This window comes from Streptomyces sp. L2 (assembly GCF_004124325.1).
Classification (GTDB): domain Bacteria; phylum Actinomycetota; class Actinomycetes; order Streptomycetales; family Streptomycetaceae; genus Streptomyces.
Genome location: NZ_QBDT01000001.1, coordinates 3,710,060 through 3,724,217, shown reverse-complemented (window position 1 = coordinate 3,724,217; position 14,158 = coordinate 3,710,060). Strand labels below are relative to the sequence as shown.

The 14,158-nt window shown below is 73.3% G+C and carries 12 protein-coding genes; 9 read left to right on the top strand and 3 right to left on the bottom strand.

Annotated elements, in window-relative coordinates; all coding sequences use genetic code 11:
• Positions 1–57 precede the first annotated feature (57 nt).
• Positions 58–543: an Lrp/AsnC family transcriptional regulator gene (locus DBP14_RS16230; protein WP_129311903.1), complete on the bottom strand. Its 486-nt coding sequence runs from the start codon at positions 541–543 to the stop codon at positions 58–60.
• A 190-nt stretch (positions 544–733) separates the two neighbouring features.
• Here DBP14_RS16230 and pdhA point away from each other — a divergent pair, with 190 nt between their 5' ends.
• The 7 genes from pdhA to DBP14_RS16195 all read left to right on the top strand — a co-directional run bounded on the left by pdhA (position 734) and on the right by DBP14_RS16195 (position 8,805).
• Complete coding sequence (gene pdhA / locus DBP14_RS16225) at positions 734–1,897, top strand: pyruvate dehydrogenase (acetyl-transferring) E1 component subunit alpha (protein ID WP_129307913.1); 1,164 nt, start codon at positions 734–736, stop codon at positions 1,895–1,897.
• The gene (locus tag DBP14_RS16220; RefSeq protein WP_129307912.1) at positions 1,894–2,898 is read left to right on the top strand and encodes an alpha-ketoacid dehydrogenase subunit beta; all 1,005 of its coding nucleotides are present in this window, start codon (positions 1,894–1,896) and stop codon (positions 2,896–2,898) included. The genes pdhA and DBP14_RS16220 overlap by 4 nt, the downstream gene beginning before the upstream one ends.
• Positions 2,898–4,307 (top strand): dihydrolipoamide acetyltransferase family protein, encoded by a 1,410-nt coding sequence (locus DBP14_RS16215; protein ID WP_129307911.1) that lies wholly within the window; start codon positions 2,898–2,900, stop codon positions 4,305–4,307. The genes DBP14_RS16220 and DBP14_RS16215 overlap by 1 nt, the downstream gene beginning before the upstream one ends.
• Positions 4,308–4,464: 157 nt before the next feature.
• On the top strand, positions 4,465–5,301 hold the full coding sequence (locus DBP14_RS16210) for an NTP transferase domain-containing protein (RefSeq protein ID WP_129311902.1): 837 nt from the start codon (positions 4,465–4,467) through the stop codon (positions 5,299–5,301).
• Complete coding sequence (locus DBP14_RS16205) at positions 5,298–6,683, top strand: molybdopterin molybdotransferase MoeA (protein ID WP_129307910.1); 1,386 nt, start codon at positions 5,298–5,300, stop codon at positions 6,681–6,683. Before DBP14_RS16210 ends, DBP14_RS16205 begins: the two co-directional genes overlap by 4 nt.
• On the top strand, positions 6,680–7,777 hold the full coding sequence (locus DBP14_RS16200) for a potassium channel family protein (protein ID WP_129307909.1): 1,098 nt from the start codon (positions 6,680–6,682) through the stop codon (positions 7,775–7,777). The genes DBP14_RS16205 and DBP14_RS16200 overlap by 4 nt, the downstream gene beginning before the upstream one ends.
• A 47-nt stretch (positions 7,778–7,824) precedes the next feature.
• Positions 7,825–8,805, top strand: a complete 981-nt coding sequence (locus DBP14_RS16195; protein WP_129307908.1) for an NAD(P)H-quinone oxidoreductase — start codon at positions 7,825–7,827, stop codon at positions 8,803–8,805.
• 73 nt (positions 8,806–8,878) lie between these two features.
• Here DBP14_RS16195 and DBP14_RS16190 read toward each other — a convergent pair whose 3' ends face one another.
• On the bottom strand, positions 8,879–9,634 hold the full coding sequence (locus DBP14_RS16190) for a hypothetical protein (RefSeq protein ID WP_129307907.1): 756 nt from the start codon (positions 9,632–9,634) through the stop codon (positions 8,879–8,881).
• A gap of 176 nt (positions 9,635–9,810) precedes the next feature.
• On the opposite strand from DBP14_RS16190, the gene DBP14_RS16185 reads away from it, so the two are divergent.
• Positions 9,811–10,350 (top strand): bacterial proteasome activator family protein, encoded by a 540-nt coding sequence (locus tag DBP14_RS16185; protein ID WP_129307906.1) that lies wholly within the window; start codon positions 9,811–9,813, stop codon positions 10,348–10,350.
• Positions 10,351–10,517: 167 nt separating this feature from the next.
• Here DBP14_RS16185 and DBP14_RS16180 read toward each other — a convergent pair whose 3' ends face one another.
• Positions 10,518–12,185, bottom strand: coding sequence for a protein kinase (locus DBP14_RS16180; protein ID WP_129307905.1), 1,668 nt, complete (start codon positions 12,183–12,185; stop codon positions 10,518–10,520).
• 370 nt (positions 12,186–12,555) lie between these two features.
• Here DBP14_RS16180 and DBP14_RS16175 point away from each other — a divergent pair, with 370 nt between their 5' ends.
• A complete protein-coding gene (locus DBP14_RS16175; RefSeq protein ID WP_206739277.1) occupies positions 12,556–14,133 on the top strand; it encodes a protein kinase in 1,578 nt (525 codons plus the stop codon).
• Positions 14,134–14,158: the final 25 nt, after the last annotated feature.

Genomic DNA, 14,158 nt, shown 5'->3' with positions numbered 1-14,158 from the left:
GCGCACCACGCACCACACCCCGGGGAGGCGCACCACACCCCGGGCGGAGCTCCCGGCTCAGTCCTCCGGCTCCAGGTCCTCCTCCTCGAACACCAGCAGCGTGCGCGTGCTCAGCACCTCGGGGAGCGCCTGGAGCCGGGTCAGCACCACCTCGCGCAGCGCCCGGTTGTCGGGCGTGTGCACCAGGAGCAGCACGTCGAAGTCGCCGCCCACCAGGGCGATGTGGGAGGCGCCGGGCAGCTGGCGCAGCTGCTCGCGGACCGTGCGCCAGGTGTTCTGGACGATCTTCAGGGTGATGTACGCAGACGTGCCGTGCCCGGCCCGCTCGTGGTCGACGCGGGCGCCGAAACCCCGGATCACCCCGTCCTCGACGAGCCGGTTGATGCGCGCGTACGCGTTCGCGCGCGAGACGTGCACCCGTTCGGCCACGGACCGTATCGAGGCGCGGCCGTCCGATTGCAGGATCTTCAGGATGTCCTGGTCGATGGAATCCAGCGGGCGCGGCGCCGGCAGCAGGGCGTCGCCGTCCGGTCCTCCGGCCATTTGTTCAGGTGCCATGTCCCCCCGCTTCACCGCCGTGGACGTCCTGCGTTCATTCCAGGCTGTGAAGAACCGTTTGTCCACAGCCTGCCGGTGCCTGTAGCCAAAATGTGCCGACGACCGAACAATCGGTAGGTGAGGCGCCTCACAGTCGACGCGCCTCCCGTAGCCACTCCCCCGAGGAGGTGCCGTCATGACGGTCTTGGAGCAGCGAGGCGGATACCGGCCCGCGCCGCCGCCCGCCTGGCAGCCCCGCATGGACCCCGCGCCGCTGCTGCCCGACGCCGAGCCCTACCGCGTCCTCGGCACCGAGGCGGCCGGCAAGGCCGACCCGGACCTGCTGCGCAGGCTCTACGCCCAGCTGGTGCGCGGTCGCCGCTACAATGCGCAGGCCACCGCGCTGACCAAGCAGGGCCGGCTGGCCGTCTACCCCTCCACCACCGGCCAGGAGGCCTGCGAGGTCGCCGCCGCGATGGCCCTGGAGGAGCGCGACTGGCTGTTCCCCAGCTACCGCGACACCCTCGCGGTCGTCGCCCGCGGCGTGGACCCGGTCGAGGCCCTCACGCTGCTGCGCGGCGACTGGCACACCGGCTACGACCCGCACGAGCACCGGGTGGCGCCGCTCAGCACCCCGCTGGCCACGCAGCTCCCGCACGCCGTCGGCCTCGCGCACGCCGCCCGCCTCAAGGGCGACGACGTCGTCGCGCTCGCCATGATCGGCGACGGCGGCACCAGCGAGGGCGATTTCCACGAGGCGCTGAACTTCGCCGCCGTGTGGCAGGCGCCGGTCGTCTTCCTCGTGCAGAACAACGGCTTCGCCATCTCCGTCCCGCTGGCCAAGCAGACCGCCGCCCCCTCCCTCGCCCACAAGGCCGTCGGATACGGCATGCCGGGCCGGCTGGTCGACGGCAACGACGCCGCCGCCATGTACGAGGTCATCGGCGACGCCGTGCGCCACGCGCGCGCGGGCGGCGGCCCGACCCTCATCGAGGCCGTGACGTACCGCATCGACGCCCACACCAACGCCGACGACGCCACCCGCTACCGGGGCGACGGCGAGGTCGACGCCTGGCGCGACCACGACCCGGTCCAGCTGCTGGAACGCGAACTGACCGAGCGCGGGCTGCTCGACGAGAGCGGCATCGAGGCCGCCCGCGAGGACGCCGAGGCCATGGCGGCCGACCTGCGCGCGCGCATGAACCGGGACGCCGAACTGAACCCGATGGACCTCTTCGACCACGTGTACGCCGAGACCACCGCGCAACTGCGCGAGCAGCGCGCCCTGTTGCGTGCCGAGCTGGAGGCCGAGCACGACGACCAGGGCGACCTGGACGACCAGGAAGGCGACCTGCGATGACCACCGTCGCCGTCAAGCCCGCCACCATGGCGCAGGCCCTCACGCGCGCGCTGCGCGACGCGATGGCCGCCGACCCCACCGTGCACGTCATGGGCGAGGACGTCGGCACGCTCGGCGGTGTCTTCCGGGTCACCGACGGACTCGCCAAGGAGTTCGGCGAGGACCGCTGCACCGACACCCCGCTGGCCGAGGCCGGCATCCTCGGGGCCGCCGTCGGCATGGCCATGTACGGCCTGCGCCCGGTCGTCGAGATGCAGTTCGACGCCTTCGCCTACCCGGCGTTCGAGCAGCTGGTCAGCCATGTGTCCCGGATGCGCAACCGCACCCGCGGCAAGATGCCCCTGCCAATCACGGTGCGCATCCCCTACGGCGGCGGCATCGGCGGCGTCGAGCACCACAGCGATTCCTCCGAGGCCTACTACATGGCCACCCCGGGCCTGCACGTGGTCACGCCCGCGACCATCGCCGACGCCTACGGGATGCTGCGCGAGGCCATCGCCTCCGACGACCCGGTGGTCTTCCTGGAGCCCAAGCGGCTGTACTGGTCGAAGGACTCCTGGAACCCCGAGCACCCCACCGAGGTCGAGCCCATCGGGCGGGCGGTGGTCCGGCGGACCGGCCGCAGCGCCACGCTGATCACCTACGGCCCGTCGGTCCCCGTCTGCCTGGAGGCCGCCGAGGCCGCGCAGGCGGAGGGCTGGGACCTGGAGGTCGTCGACCTGCGCTCCCTGGTGCCGTTCGACGACGAGACGGTCTGCGCCTCCGTACGGCGCACCGGCCGGGCGGTCGTCGTCCACGAGTCGACCGGGTTCGGCGGGCCGGGCGGCGAGATCGCGGCCCGCGTCACCGAGCGCTGCTTCCACCACCTGGAGGCACCCGTGCTGCGCGTGGCCGGATTCGACATCCCCTATCCGCCGCCGATGCTGGAGCGGCACCACCTGCCCGGCGTCGACCGCATCCTGGACGCCGTCGCGCGTCTGCAGTGGGAGGCCGAGAGCTGATGGCACAGGTGCTGGAGTTCAAGCTCCCCGACCTCGGGGAGGGCCTGACCGAGGCGGAGATCGTCCGCTGGCTGGTGCAGGTCGGTGACGTGGTCGCCGTCGACCAGCCGGTCGTCGAGGTCGAGACGGCCAAGGCGATGGTCGAGGTCCCCTGCCCGTACGGCGGCGTGGTCACCGCCCGCTTCGGCGAGGAGGGCACCGAACTGCCCGTCGGCGCCCCGCTGCTGACGGTCGCGGTCGGCGAGTCCGCCACCGTGGCGGACGGCGACTCGGAGGGGTCCGGCAACGTCCTCGTCGGCTACGGCACCCAGGCCCCTGCGGCCCGGCGCCGCCGGGTCCGCACCACGACGGCGGGCCCGGGCCGCCGCGACGACGCGCCCGACCGGGACGCCACGGTTCCCCGGAACGGCACGGCGGGCCCGAGGAAGGGCCCCTCGCAGCGGCCCGAACCCGCCGCTCCCGCGCCCCACGCGCGTGTGAGCGCGCCCGCCCCGGCCCCCGCGCCGGCGTTCGCCGACGGGCCGGTGCCGGTGATCTCCCCGCTAGTGCGCCGGCTCGCCCGCGAGGGCGGCCTGGACCTGCGCCGGCTGTCCGGATCCGGCCCCGACGGGCTGATCCTGCGGGCCGACGTCGAGGGCGCCCTGCGCGCCAAGGACGCCACGCCCGCCCCCGCGGCCCTAGCCCCGGCCCCCGCCGTCCGCGGCGGCGGCGCCGACCGCGACGGACTGCGCGTCCCCCTCAAGGGCGTGCGCGGCGCCGTGGCCGACAAACTCTCCCGCAGCCGCCGGGAGATCCCGGACGCCACCTGCTGGGTCGACGCCGACGCCACGGAACTCATGCGCGCGCGGACCGCCATGAACGCCGCCGGAGCGCCGAAGATCTCCCTCCTCGCGCTGCTCGCCCGCGTCTGCACCGCCGCCCTGGCCCGCTTCCCCGAGCTGAACTCCTACGTCGACACCGAGGCTCGCGAGGTCGTCCAACTCGACCACGTGCACCTCGGGTTCGCCGCGCAGACCGAGCGCGGGCTGGTGGTCCCGGTCGTCCGGGACGCCCACGCGCGCGACGCCGAGTCGCTGACCGCGGAGTTCGCCCGGCTCACCGAGTCCGCCCGGACCGGAACCCTGACCCCTGGGGAACTCACCGGCGGCACCTTCACGTTGAACAACTACGGCGTGTTCGGCGTCGACGGCTCCACGCCGATCATCAACCACCCCGAGGCCGCGATGCTCGGCGTCGGCCGCATCATCCCCAAGCCGTGGGTGCACGAGGGCGAGCTGGCCGTCCGGCAGGTCGTGCAGCTCTCCCTCACCTTCGACCACCGGGTGTGCGACGGCGGCACGGCCGGCGGCTTCCTGAGGTACGTGGCCGACTGTGTGGAACAGCCGGCGGTGCTGCTGCGCACTCTGTGACCCATTCAAATAACACCGGCCGAGAGGACATACTCGGGGGGTGACCGACACCGCCCCCGCCGCCACGGACGGCCCGGCTGCCACGGAGCGCCCCGCCGCCACGGCAGCCCCGGCCGCCCCCGGGGACTCCGGGCCCGCCGCGCCGTACGACGCCGTCGTGCTGGCCGGCGGTGCCGCCCGGCGGCTCGGCGGTGCCGACAAACCGGCCGTGCGGGTCGGCGGGCGCCCGCTGCTCGACCGCGTGCTCGCGGCCTGCGCCGACGCGGCCACGACCGTCGTCGTGGCCGGCCCCCGGCCCACCGGCCGCCCGGTGCGCTGGGCGCGCGAGGAGCCGCCCGGCGCCGGACCCGTCGCCGCGCTGGACGCCGGACTGCGGCACACCACCGCCGACCACGCCGTCGTACTCTCCGCCGACCTGCCGTTCCTCGAAGCCGCCACCCTGCGGCGGCTGTTGACGGCCCTGCGGGACACCGGTGCCGACGGCGCGCTGCTCACCGACGCCGACGGACGCGACCAGCCGCTCGTCGCCGCCTACCGCACCGCCGCGCTGCGCCGCGAGCTGACGGCGCTCGCCGCGGCGCCCGGCGGCCTGACCGGTCTGCCCCTGCGCCGGCTGACCGGCGCCCTCCACCTCACCCGCGTCCCGGACCCGCTCGCGTCCTTCGACTGCGACACCTGGGACGACATCGCCGACGCCAGGGCACGCATCAGGGAGCATGGGCACGTGTTGGATGAATGGATCTCCGCAGTCAAGGACGAACTGGGCATCGACCTGGACGTCGACACAGGCGTCCTCCTCGACCTGGCCCGCGACGCGGCGCACGGCGTCGCCCGCCCCGCCGCCCCGCTGACCACCTTCCTCGTCGGCTATGCCGCCGCCCGGGGCGAGGGGGGCCCCGAGGCGGTCGCCGAGGCCGCCCGCAAGGCCGCCGCGCTGGCCCTGCGCTGGGAGGAAGAGAACGAAGGGGGCCCCAGCGGCCCGGACGCCGGATGACCGCCCCCGGAACCCGGGCCCAAGCGCCCGCGGACACCGACGACCTCGATGTCGAGGAGGCCCTCGCCCTCGTGCGGGAACGCAAGGACGACAGCGCCGCCGGGCACACCCCCGCCCCGCGCGGCGACCAAGGGGACGAGCACCAGGGCGATCACAGGGGCGGCCACCGGGGCGACCGCCACCAGGCCACCCCCTGGCCCCGGGCCCGGGACGTCGCCGCCCGCGCGGCCCGCTCAGGACCCCGCCGGCCCCCCGTCTCCGTCACGCTCGGCGACGCACTCGGCCTGGTCCTGGCCGCACCCCTCGACGCGCTCACCGACCTGCCCTCCTTCGACACCTCCGCGATGGACGGCTGGGCGGTCTCCGGACCGGCCCCCTGGCGAGTACGGGACGAGGGCGTCCTCGCCGGGCACGCGCAGCCCGACCCGCTCACCGACGGCGAGGCCGTGCGCATCGCCACCGGCGCCCGCGTCCCGGCCGAGACCACCGCCGTCCTGCGCAGCGAGCACGGCCGCCTCGACGCCAAGGGCCGTCTGCACCCCACCAGGGACGCAGGCCACGGCCAGGACATCCGCCCGCGCGGCCAGGAGTGCCGCACCGGCGACCAACTGCTGCCCGTCGGCACCCTCGTCACCCCCGCCGTCCTCGGCCTGGCCGCGGCCGCCGGATACGACACGCTCACCGCCGTACCCCGACCCCGCGTCGAGGTCCTGGTCCTGGGCGACGAACTGATGACCGAGGGACAGCCGCACGACGGGCTGATCCGGGACGCGCTCGGCCCGATGCTGCCGCCCTGGCTGCGCGCGATGGGCGCCGAGGTGACCGCCGTACGCCGGCTGGGCGATGACGCGAAAGCCCTGCTGACAGCCGTCACCGGTTCCACGGCCGATCTCGTCATCACCACCGGCGGAACCGCCGCCGGACCCGTCGACCACGTCCACCCCACCCTGGAACGCATCGGCGCCGAGCTGCTCGTCGACGGCGTGAAGGTGCGCCCCGGCCACCCCATGCTGCTGGCCCGCACCAAGGAGGACCAGCACCTGGTCGGCCTACCCGGCAACCCGCTCGCGGCCGTCTCCGGCCTGCTCACGCTCGCCGAGCCCCTGCTACGGACCCTTGCCGCCCACCCCGCCCCGGAGCCGTACACGCTGCCGCTCAAGGAGGCCGTGCACGGACACCCGTACGACACCCGGCTCGTCCCCGTGGTGCTGCGCGGCGACGACGCCGTTCCGCTGCACTACAACGGTCCGGCCATGCTGCGCGGAATCGCCGCCGCCGACGCGCTGGCCGTCGTACCCCCGGGCGGCGCCCGGCAGGGTGAGGAGACGGAGCTGCTGGACCTGCCGTGGGCGGCCGCCGGAATCGGGGTGTGTTTCACGTGAAACTTCCGGGCCATGACGCCATCGCCCGCCAGGCGGACGAACATCTGGTGACCCATCGGGTGAAACTCCCGAGGAAAGTGGTGGAGCGTCCCATCCGCCAGGTCGTCAGACGGCTCCTCATGGCCCTGCTGGTGCTGCTGGCCACCGCGTTCGTCGTCTACGCCGACCACGACGGCTACCGCGACAGCTCCGACGGTCCCGTCGACCTCCTCGACGCGTTCTACTACGCCACCGTCACCCTCTCCACCACCGGATACGGCGACATCACCCCGGTCAGCGACGGCGCCCGGCTGACCAACATCCTCGTCATCACACCCCTGCGCGTGCTGTTCCTGATCATCCTGGTCGGCACCACGCTGGAGGTCCTCACCGAACGCACCCGGGAGGAATGGCGCGTGACCCGCTGGAGGTCCACCTTGCGTGACCACACCGTCGTCATCGGCTTCGGCACCAAGGGCCGGTCGGCCGTCCAGACCGTCTGCGCGACCGGCCTGCGCAAGGAGCAGGTCGTCGTGGTCGACCCCAGTTCCAAGGCCATCGACGCGGCGACGAACGAGGGCTACGCGGGCGTCATAGGCGACGGCACCCGGAGCGAGGTCCTCAAACGAGCCGAGGTGCACCGGGCCCGGCAGATCATCGTCGCCACGCAGCGCGACGACACCGCCGTCCTCGTCAGCCTGACGGCCCGGCAGCTCAACCGCAGCGCCAAGATCGTCGCCACCGTGCGCGAGGAGGAGAACGCGCCGCTGCTCCGGCAGTCCGGCGCCGACGCCGTCATCACCAGCGCCAGCGCCGCCGGCCGGCTCCTCGGCCTGTCCGTCCTCAGCCCCGCCGCCGGCATGGTCATGGAGGACCTCATCCAGCAGGGCAGCGGCCTGGACATCGTCGAACGTCCCGTCGTCCGCGCCGAGGCGGGCAGGGCGCCGCGCGAGACCGACGACCTGGTGGTGAGCGTCGTCCGCGGACACCGCGTGCTCGGCTACGACGATCCGGCCGTCGGCACCCTCCAGCTGACGGACCGGCTGATCACCATCGTCCGCGTGACCCCCGGCACCCCCGTCACCCCGGACACCCGCCCCCTGCCGCAGGACTGAGCGGGCCTGCCGGCCGGTCGGCACCGGCGCGGAGTAGCGTCGCCGGCATGTATGCGATCACGATTCCCGAACCTGGTGGTCCCGAGGCGCTGGTGTGGGACGAGGTCCCCGATGCGGTGCCCGGCGAGGGCGAGGTGCTGGTCGAGGTGGTGGCCAGCGCAGTCAACCGCGCCGACATCCTGCAGCGCCAGGGCTTCTACAACCCGCCGCCCGGCGCGTCCCCCTACCCCGGCCTGGAGTGCTCCGGCCGGATCGCCGCGCTCGGACCCGGCGTCTCCGGCTGGGCCGTCGGCGACGAGGTGTGCGCCCTGCTCTCTGGCGGCGGATACGCCCAGAAGGTCGCCGTTCCGGCCGGTCAGCTGCTGCCCGTGCCCGCCGGAGTCGACCTCCGGCACGCCGCGGCGCTGCCCGAAGTGGTGAGCACCGTCTGGTCCAACGTCTTCATGATCGCCCACCTGCGCCCGGGGGAGACGCTGCTCGTGCACGGCGGATCCAGCGGGATCGGCACCATGGCGATCCAGCTCGCCAAGGCCGTCGGTGGCAAGGTCGCGGTGACCGCCGGGACGAAGGAGAAGCTGGAGTACTGCGCCCGGCTCGGCGCGGACGTGCTCGTCAACTACCGCGAGCAGGACTTCGTCGCCGAGATCAAGCAGGCCACGGACGGAGCCGGCGCCGACGTCATCCTCGACAACATGGGCGCCAAGTACCTCGACCGCAACGTCCAGGCCCTCGCCGTCAGCGGTCGGCTCGCGATCATCGGCATGCAGGGCGGTGCCAAGGGCGAGCTGAACATCGGCGCGCTGCTCACCAAGCGGGCCGCCATCAGCGCCACCTCGCTGCGGGCACGCCCGCTGGGCGAGAAGGCGTCGATCGTGGCGGCCGTACGCGAACACGTGTGGCCGCTGCTGGCCGCCGGGCACGTCCGTCCCGTCGTCGACCGCGAGCTGCCGATGCCCGAGGCCGCCGAGGCGCACCGGGTGGTGGAGGCGAGCGGGCACATCGGCAAGGTGCTGCTGGTAACGCCGTAGCGTCCGACGGGCGGGCCTGCCGTGACCAGGGGTCTGCCGGCGACGCTCAGCCCCGCGGTCCCGCCGCGGCGGCTCAGCCCCGGCGGGCCCTCAGGCCCAGGAACGCCAGTGCCAGGCCGAGGCCGATGAGGACGAGGCCGCTGCCCAGGGGCAGGATCCGCAGGGTCGGTGCCGCCCCGCCGCCCTGACCCTGCTGGACGGCGTGCGGTGCCGCGGGCAGCAGCGGGGTCGCGGGGGCCAGCCCGGCCTCCTCGGGCGGCCGGGAGGCCGCCGCTGTCCCGTCCGGGGTGTCGGCGGTGTCCGGCTCCTCGGGGACGGCGGCCTCCGCGTCACCGGTGTCGTCCGGGTCGTCACCCTCGACTTCGTCGGCGGGCCCGTCGGGCCGTCCCGGCCGCTCGCGCCCCACCCCTGCCAGGCTCCCGGCCCGCGACGGTTCGGCCGGGGCCGACGGAGAGGCCGGGTCGGAGGCCGACAGGGGCGCGACGCGGGCCGACCGGTCGGAGGCGGAGTCGGTGGCCTCCGGGTGTGCGGTACGGGCCGGCCGCTCGGCGGAGTGCCGGGCCGACTGGTCCCGGCCCGCCGACTGGCTCCGGCCCGCCGCATGCTCGTCCGAGGAGTGCTCGTCCGAGGAGCGCTCGTCCGGGGCGTGACCGTCCGAGGAGTCCCGGTCCGCGGCGGGGCGTGAGGCGGACGCGGTCGAGCCGGGGGTGCCGGGTTCGGCGCCGTACGCCGTGGCCGTGCCGTACACCGGCAGGAGTGCCGCGAGGACCGCCCCCAGTGCGAGCAGCGGCCGTACGCGGCGGAGCGCGAGTCGTCGCCATGGAGTCACGTCGGTGACCTCCCGGAACCCAGTCGGCGAGGACCGACGGAGAAATCGAAGAAATCCAGCGTCACATGTACGGACGAACAGGGCATTTTGAATTACGCCGTCGGGTTCGCACGGTGGATCACTCCCACCAGGGGGCACCACGGTGGTGAGGTGTACGGGTGCGAGAGAATGGCGGCATGGAGATGCCGAGGAACGATAGATCGCCGGAGAACCCGCAGATCCTCGTCGTGGGCCAGGACGGCATGGCGCTCGGCGGCGGCGGGGACGAGGACTCCCGCGAGATCCCGGTGACGGAACAGGTGGAACAGCCGGCGAAGGTCATGCGGATCGGCAGCATGATCAAGCAGCTTCTGGAGGAGGTGCGGGCGGCGCCTCTGGACGAGGCCAGCCGGGTCCGGCTGAAGGAGATCCACGCCAGCTCGGTGAAGGAGCTGGAGGACGGCCTGGCGCCGGAGCTGGTCGAGGAACTGGAGCGGCTCTCCCTGCCGTTCACCGACGAGGGCACCCCGAGCGACGCGGAACTGCGGATCGCCCAGGCCCAGTTGGTGGGCTGGCTGGAAGGGCTGTTCCACGGCATCCAGACCACGCTGTTCGCGCAGCAGATGGCGGCGCGGGCGCAGCTGGAGCAGATGCGCCGGGCGCTGCCGCCGGGCGCGGTCCACGAGGACGACGGCGACCCGCGCGCGGGCGGCCGTTCGGGCGGCCCCTACCTGTAGTTTCCGTTCACCACCAGCGTGAAGGGCCCGGCGGTTCTCCCGCCGGGCCCTCTTTCATACGTCCCTCACGCGCCGGCCGTTCACGCCGGCCAACGGGTTCACGCGGCCGAAGGGTTCGCCCGGTCGACGGCCTCGCGCCGGCCAACGGGCCCGCCCGGTCGACGTGTTCAGCCGGTCGCCGGGTTGCCCGTCGACACCTTGAGCTGGATGGTCGGCATCTTCTGCGGGTCGAGATCCGTCTCCGCGGCGGGGAACTGCTCCATGACCGTCCCCTCGCCGTACGTGTTCTCGTCGACGTGGATCTCCTTCATCTCCCAGCCCGCCGCCTGGAAGCACGCCTTGACCGACTTGATGTTCTTGAACTGGAAGTCCGGCAGCTGGATCTTCTTCGGGTCGTCGTACGACTCCTCCGGCTCCGTGCACTCGGACTTCTCGATCGTCTTGGACTCATCCGGCCCGCGGTAGCCCGGCTTGTGCGCCGGGGACGCCGAGGTGCTCGGGCCGCCCTTGTCCGCCTTGTCGTCGCTGCCGCCGCCGTTCAGCGTCAGCGCGGCGATCAGGCCGACGACGGCGACGACGGACACCACGATCGAGCCGATGATCACCGGCTTGTTGCTCTTGCCGCCACCGCCCGAGCCGGACGCCGGCGGGGGCGCCTGGGGCGTGATGTTGTACGGCGGCGGGGTCGAGGTCCCCTGTTGCCCGTACCCCCCGGCCGGCGTCTGGTAGCCGCCCTGCTGCGGGTAGCCGTAGGCCGGGGTGGGCGCCGGCGTGCCGTACGGGTTCGGTGCGGGCGTGCCGTACGGGTTCGGCGTGGGCGTCGGCTGGTACGGCGTCTGGACCGGGCCGGTCGGGGCCGGGGTCGCCTGGTCGACCGGCGGGAACACCGCGGAACCCACGCCGGAACCGCTCTGCGTCTGCGGGGCGCCCGGCACGATGCTCGGCGGGGCCGCCTGGAAGGACGCCGCGACGCGCAGGCACTCGTCGCGCATGGACTCGGCGGTCGGGAAACGCTCGTTCGGGTTCTTCTTCAGCGCGCGGGCGACCAGCGCGTCCACCGCCGGCGGCAGCGCGCGGTTGATCGAGGAGGGCGCGACCGGCTCCTCCTGCACGTGCGCGTACGCGATCGCCAGCGGGGAGTCCGCCTCGAACGGCAGCCGCCCGGTGACCAGCTGGAACAGCATGATGCCGACCGAGTACAGGTCGGAGCGGGCGTCCACGCCCCGGCCGAGGGCCTGCTCGGGCGACAGGTACTGCGGGGTGCCGACGACCATGCCGGTCTGGGTCATCGAGGTGACGCCGGACTGCATGGCACGCGCGATGCCGAAGTCCATCACCTTGACCACGCCGCGCTTGGTCATCATCACGTTGCCGGGCTTGATGTCGCGGTGGACCAGCCCCATCTCGTGGCTGATCTCCAGCGCAGCCAGCACGTCGGCGGTGACCTTGAGCGCCTGGTCGGCGGGCATGGCGCCGTGCTGCCGGATGTCCTCCTCGAGGACGGAGCCCAGCGGGCGGCCCTCGATGTACTCCATGACGATGTACGGCGTCGTCATGCCGTCCAGATCGTCCTCGCCGGTGTCGAAGACGGAGACGATGTTGGTGTGCGTGAGCTTGGCCACGGCCTGCGCCTCGCGGCGGAAGCGCTCACGGAAGGCCTGTTCCCGGCCGAGTTCCGTGTGGAGCGTCTTGACCGCGACCTGACGGTCGAGCACGGCGTCGTACGCCAGGTGCACCGATGCCATGCCGCCCTCGCCGAGCAAGTCGCGCAGCTGGTAGCGGCCGCCGGCCAGCGCCCGCCCCGCGTACCGGCCCTGTGCGCCGTCCTGGCTCATGTCTCCGCATCCCCCATTGGCCGTCCGGCGCTCGGCTGTTCAGGCCGCGCCGCCCCTGCGGCACCGGCTGAACGGCGTGATCGAAAGTGTCATTCCCGGCCAAGTCTGCCCCAGGGCACTGACACGTCAAGCTCGGTGCCCGTTCCGTGACCGTACGCGAAAGAAGCGTCGCGGAAGCGTTACAGCGGACGTACGCCCGGTACACAGAATTTGCACGACAGCGCGTGCTGGAGGTTTCATGGCCGGTCCGGTTCCGGGCCGATTCCCGCAGCCGGTTCCGGACCGGCGGCTTGCGCGGAGGCTGTAGCGTGGCCGACGGAGACCCGTACAACACCGCGCGTACCGCGGGCAGAAACGACGGCGAGGACCGATGGCACAGACGCACAGCGCCCAGGGCCCGTCCGACCCCGAGGCGACTGGCGGCGGCATGTCTGAGACACCCGAGATGTGGGGCAACGGCGGGCTCGTCGGCGACGGCCGGTACCGGCTGACCCACCGGCTGGGCCGCGGCGGCATGGCCGAGGTGTTCGCCGCCGAGGACGTGCGCCTGGGCCGTACGGTCGCCGTCAAGCTGCTCCGCGCCGACCTGGCCGAGGACCCGGTCTCCAAGGCCCGCTTCACGCGCGAGGCCCAGTCCGTCGCCGGGCTCAACCACCACGCGATCGTCGCCGTGTACGACTCCGGTGAGGACGTGGTGGGCGGCCAGTCCGTGCCGTACATCGTGATGGAGCTGGTCGAGGGCCGCACCATCCGCGACCTGCTGATGAACGCCGAGGCACCGGGCCCCGAGCAGGCTCTGATCATCGTCTCCGGTGTGCTGGAGGCGCTCGCCTACTCGCACCAGCACGGCATCGTGCACCGCGACATCAAGCCCGCCAACGTCATCATCACGCACAACGGCGCGGTGAAGGTGATGGACTTCGGCATCGCCCGCGCCCTGCACGGCGCTTCGACGACGATGACGCAGACCGGCATGGTCATGGGCACGCCCCAGTACCTGTCCCCGGAACAGGCGCTCGGCAAGGCCGTCGACCACCGTTCCGACCTGTACGCGACCGGCTGCCTCCTCTACGAACTCCTCGCGCTGCGGCCCCCCTTCACCGGCGAGACCCCGCTCTCGGTGGTCTACCAGCACGTCCAGGACCCGCCGGTGCCGCCGTCCCAGACCTCGGACGGCGCCTGCCCGCCGGAACTCGACGGCCTCGTCATGCGTTCCCTCGCCAAGGAGCCCGACGACCGCTTCCAGACCGCCGAGGAGATGCGCGGCCTGGTCCAGTACGGCCTGCAGATGCTGTACGAGGCCGGCGGCCACACCGGAACCTGGAACACCGGACCGGTGGCCGTGCACGACGGCCGGCACACCCCGGCGGCCGGTTTCGCCGGGACCACCGTCATGCCGCACCCCATGGACGCCTCGGGCACCACGCAGATCCCGCAGCCGATGCTGCCGCACGGCTACGGGGGCGGCGACGACGGCGGCTTCGAGGGGCACGGCAACAAGGGCAGCGGCCGGGGCAAGCTGTGGATCCTCGCGGTGCTCGCGGTGATCGCCATCGCGGCCGGAGTCGCGTTCGCCTTCCAGAACACCGGCGGCCACGGCACCGGCACGGACACGAAGCCGACGCAGACCCACTCCAAGGCCACCAAGCACGAGACGGACGACTCGACGCCGTCCGACCAGAACACCGACCAGCCCACCGACACGAACACGGACGACCAGACGGACCCAAGCACCGGACAGCAGCAGCCGCCGTCCTACCAGCCGTCGTACACCCCGTCCCAGTCGGAGAGCACGGAGCCGAGCGACGAGCCGTCGGACACGCCGAGTACGGGAGGCGGCGAGTCGAGCCCGGAGACCAGTCCCTCGGAGCCGTCGTCACCGGCTACGGGCAGCGCGCCCGATGACGGGGGCGACGGGGACACCACGGGCGACACCGCGGGTCTGTGACCCCTTCGAGTCCGCGCTCGCTCGA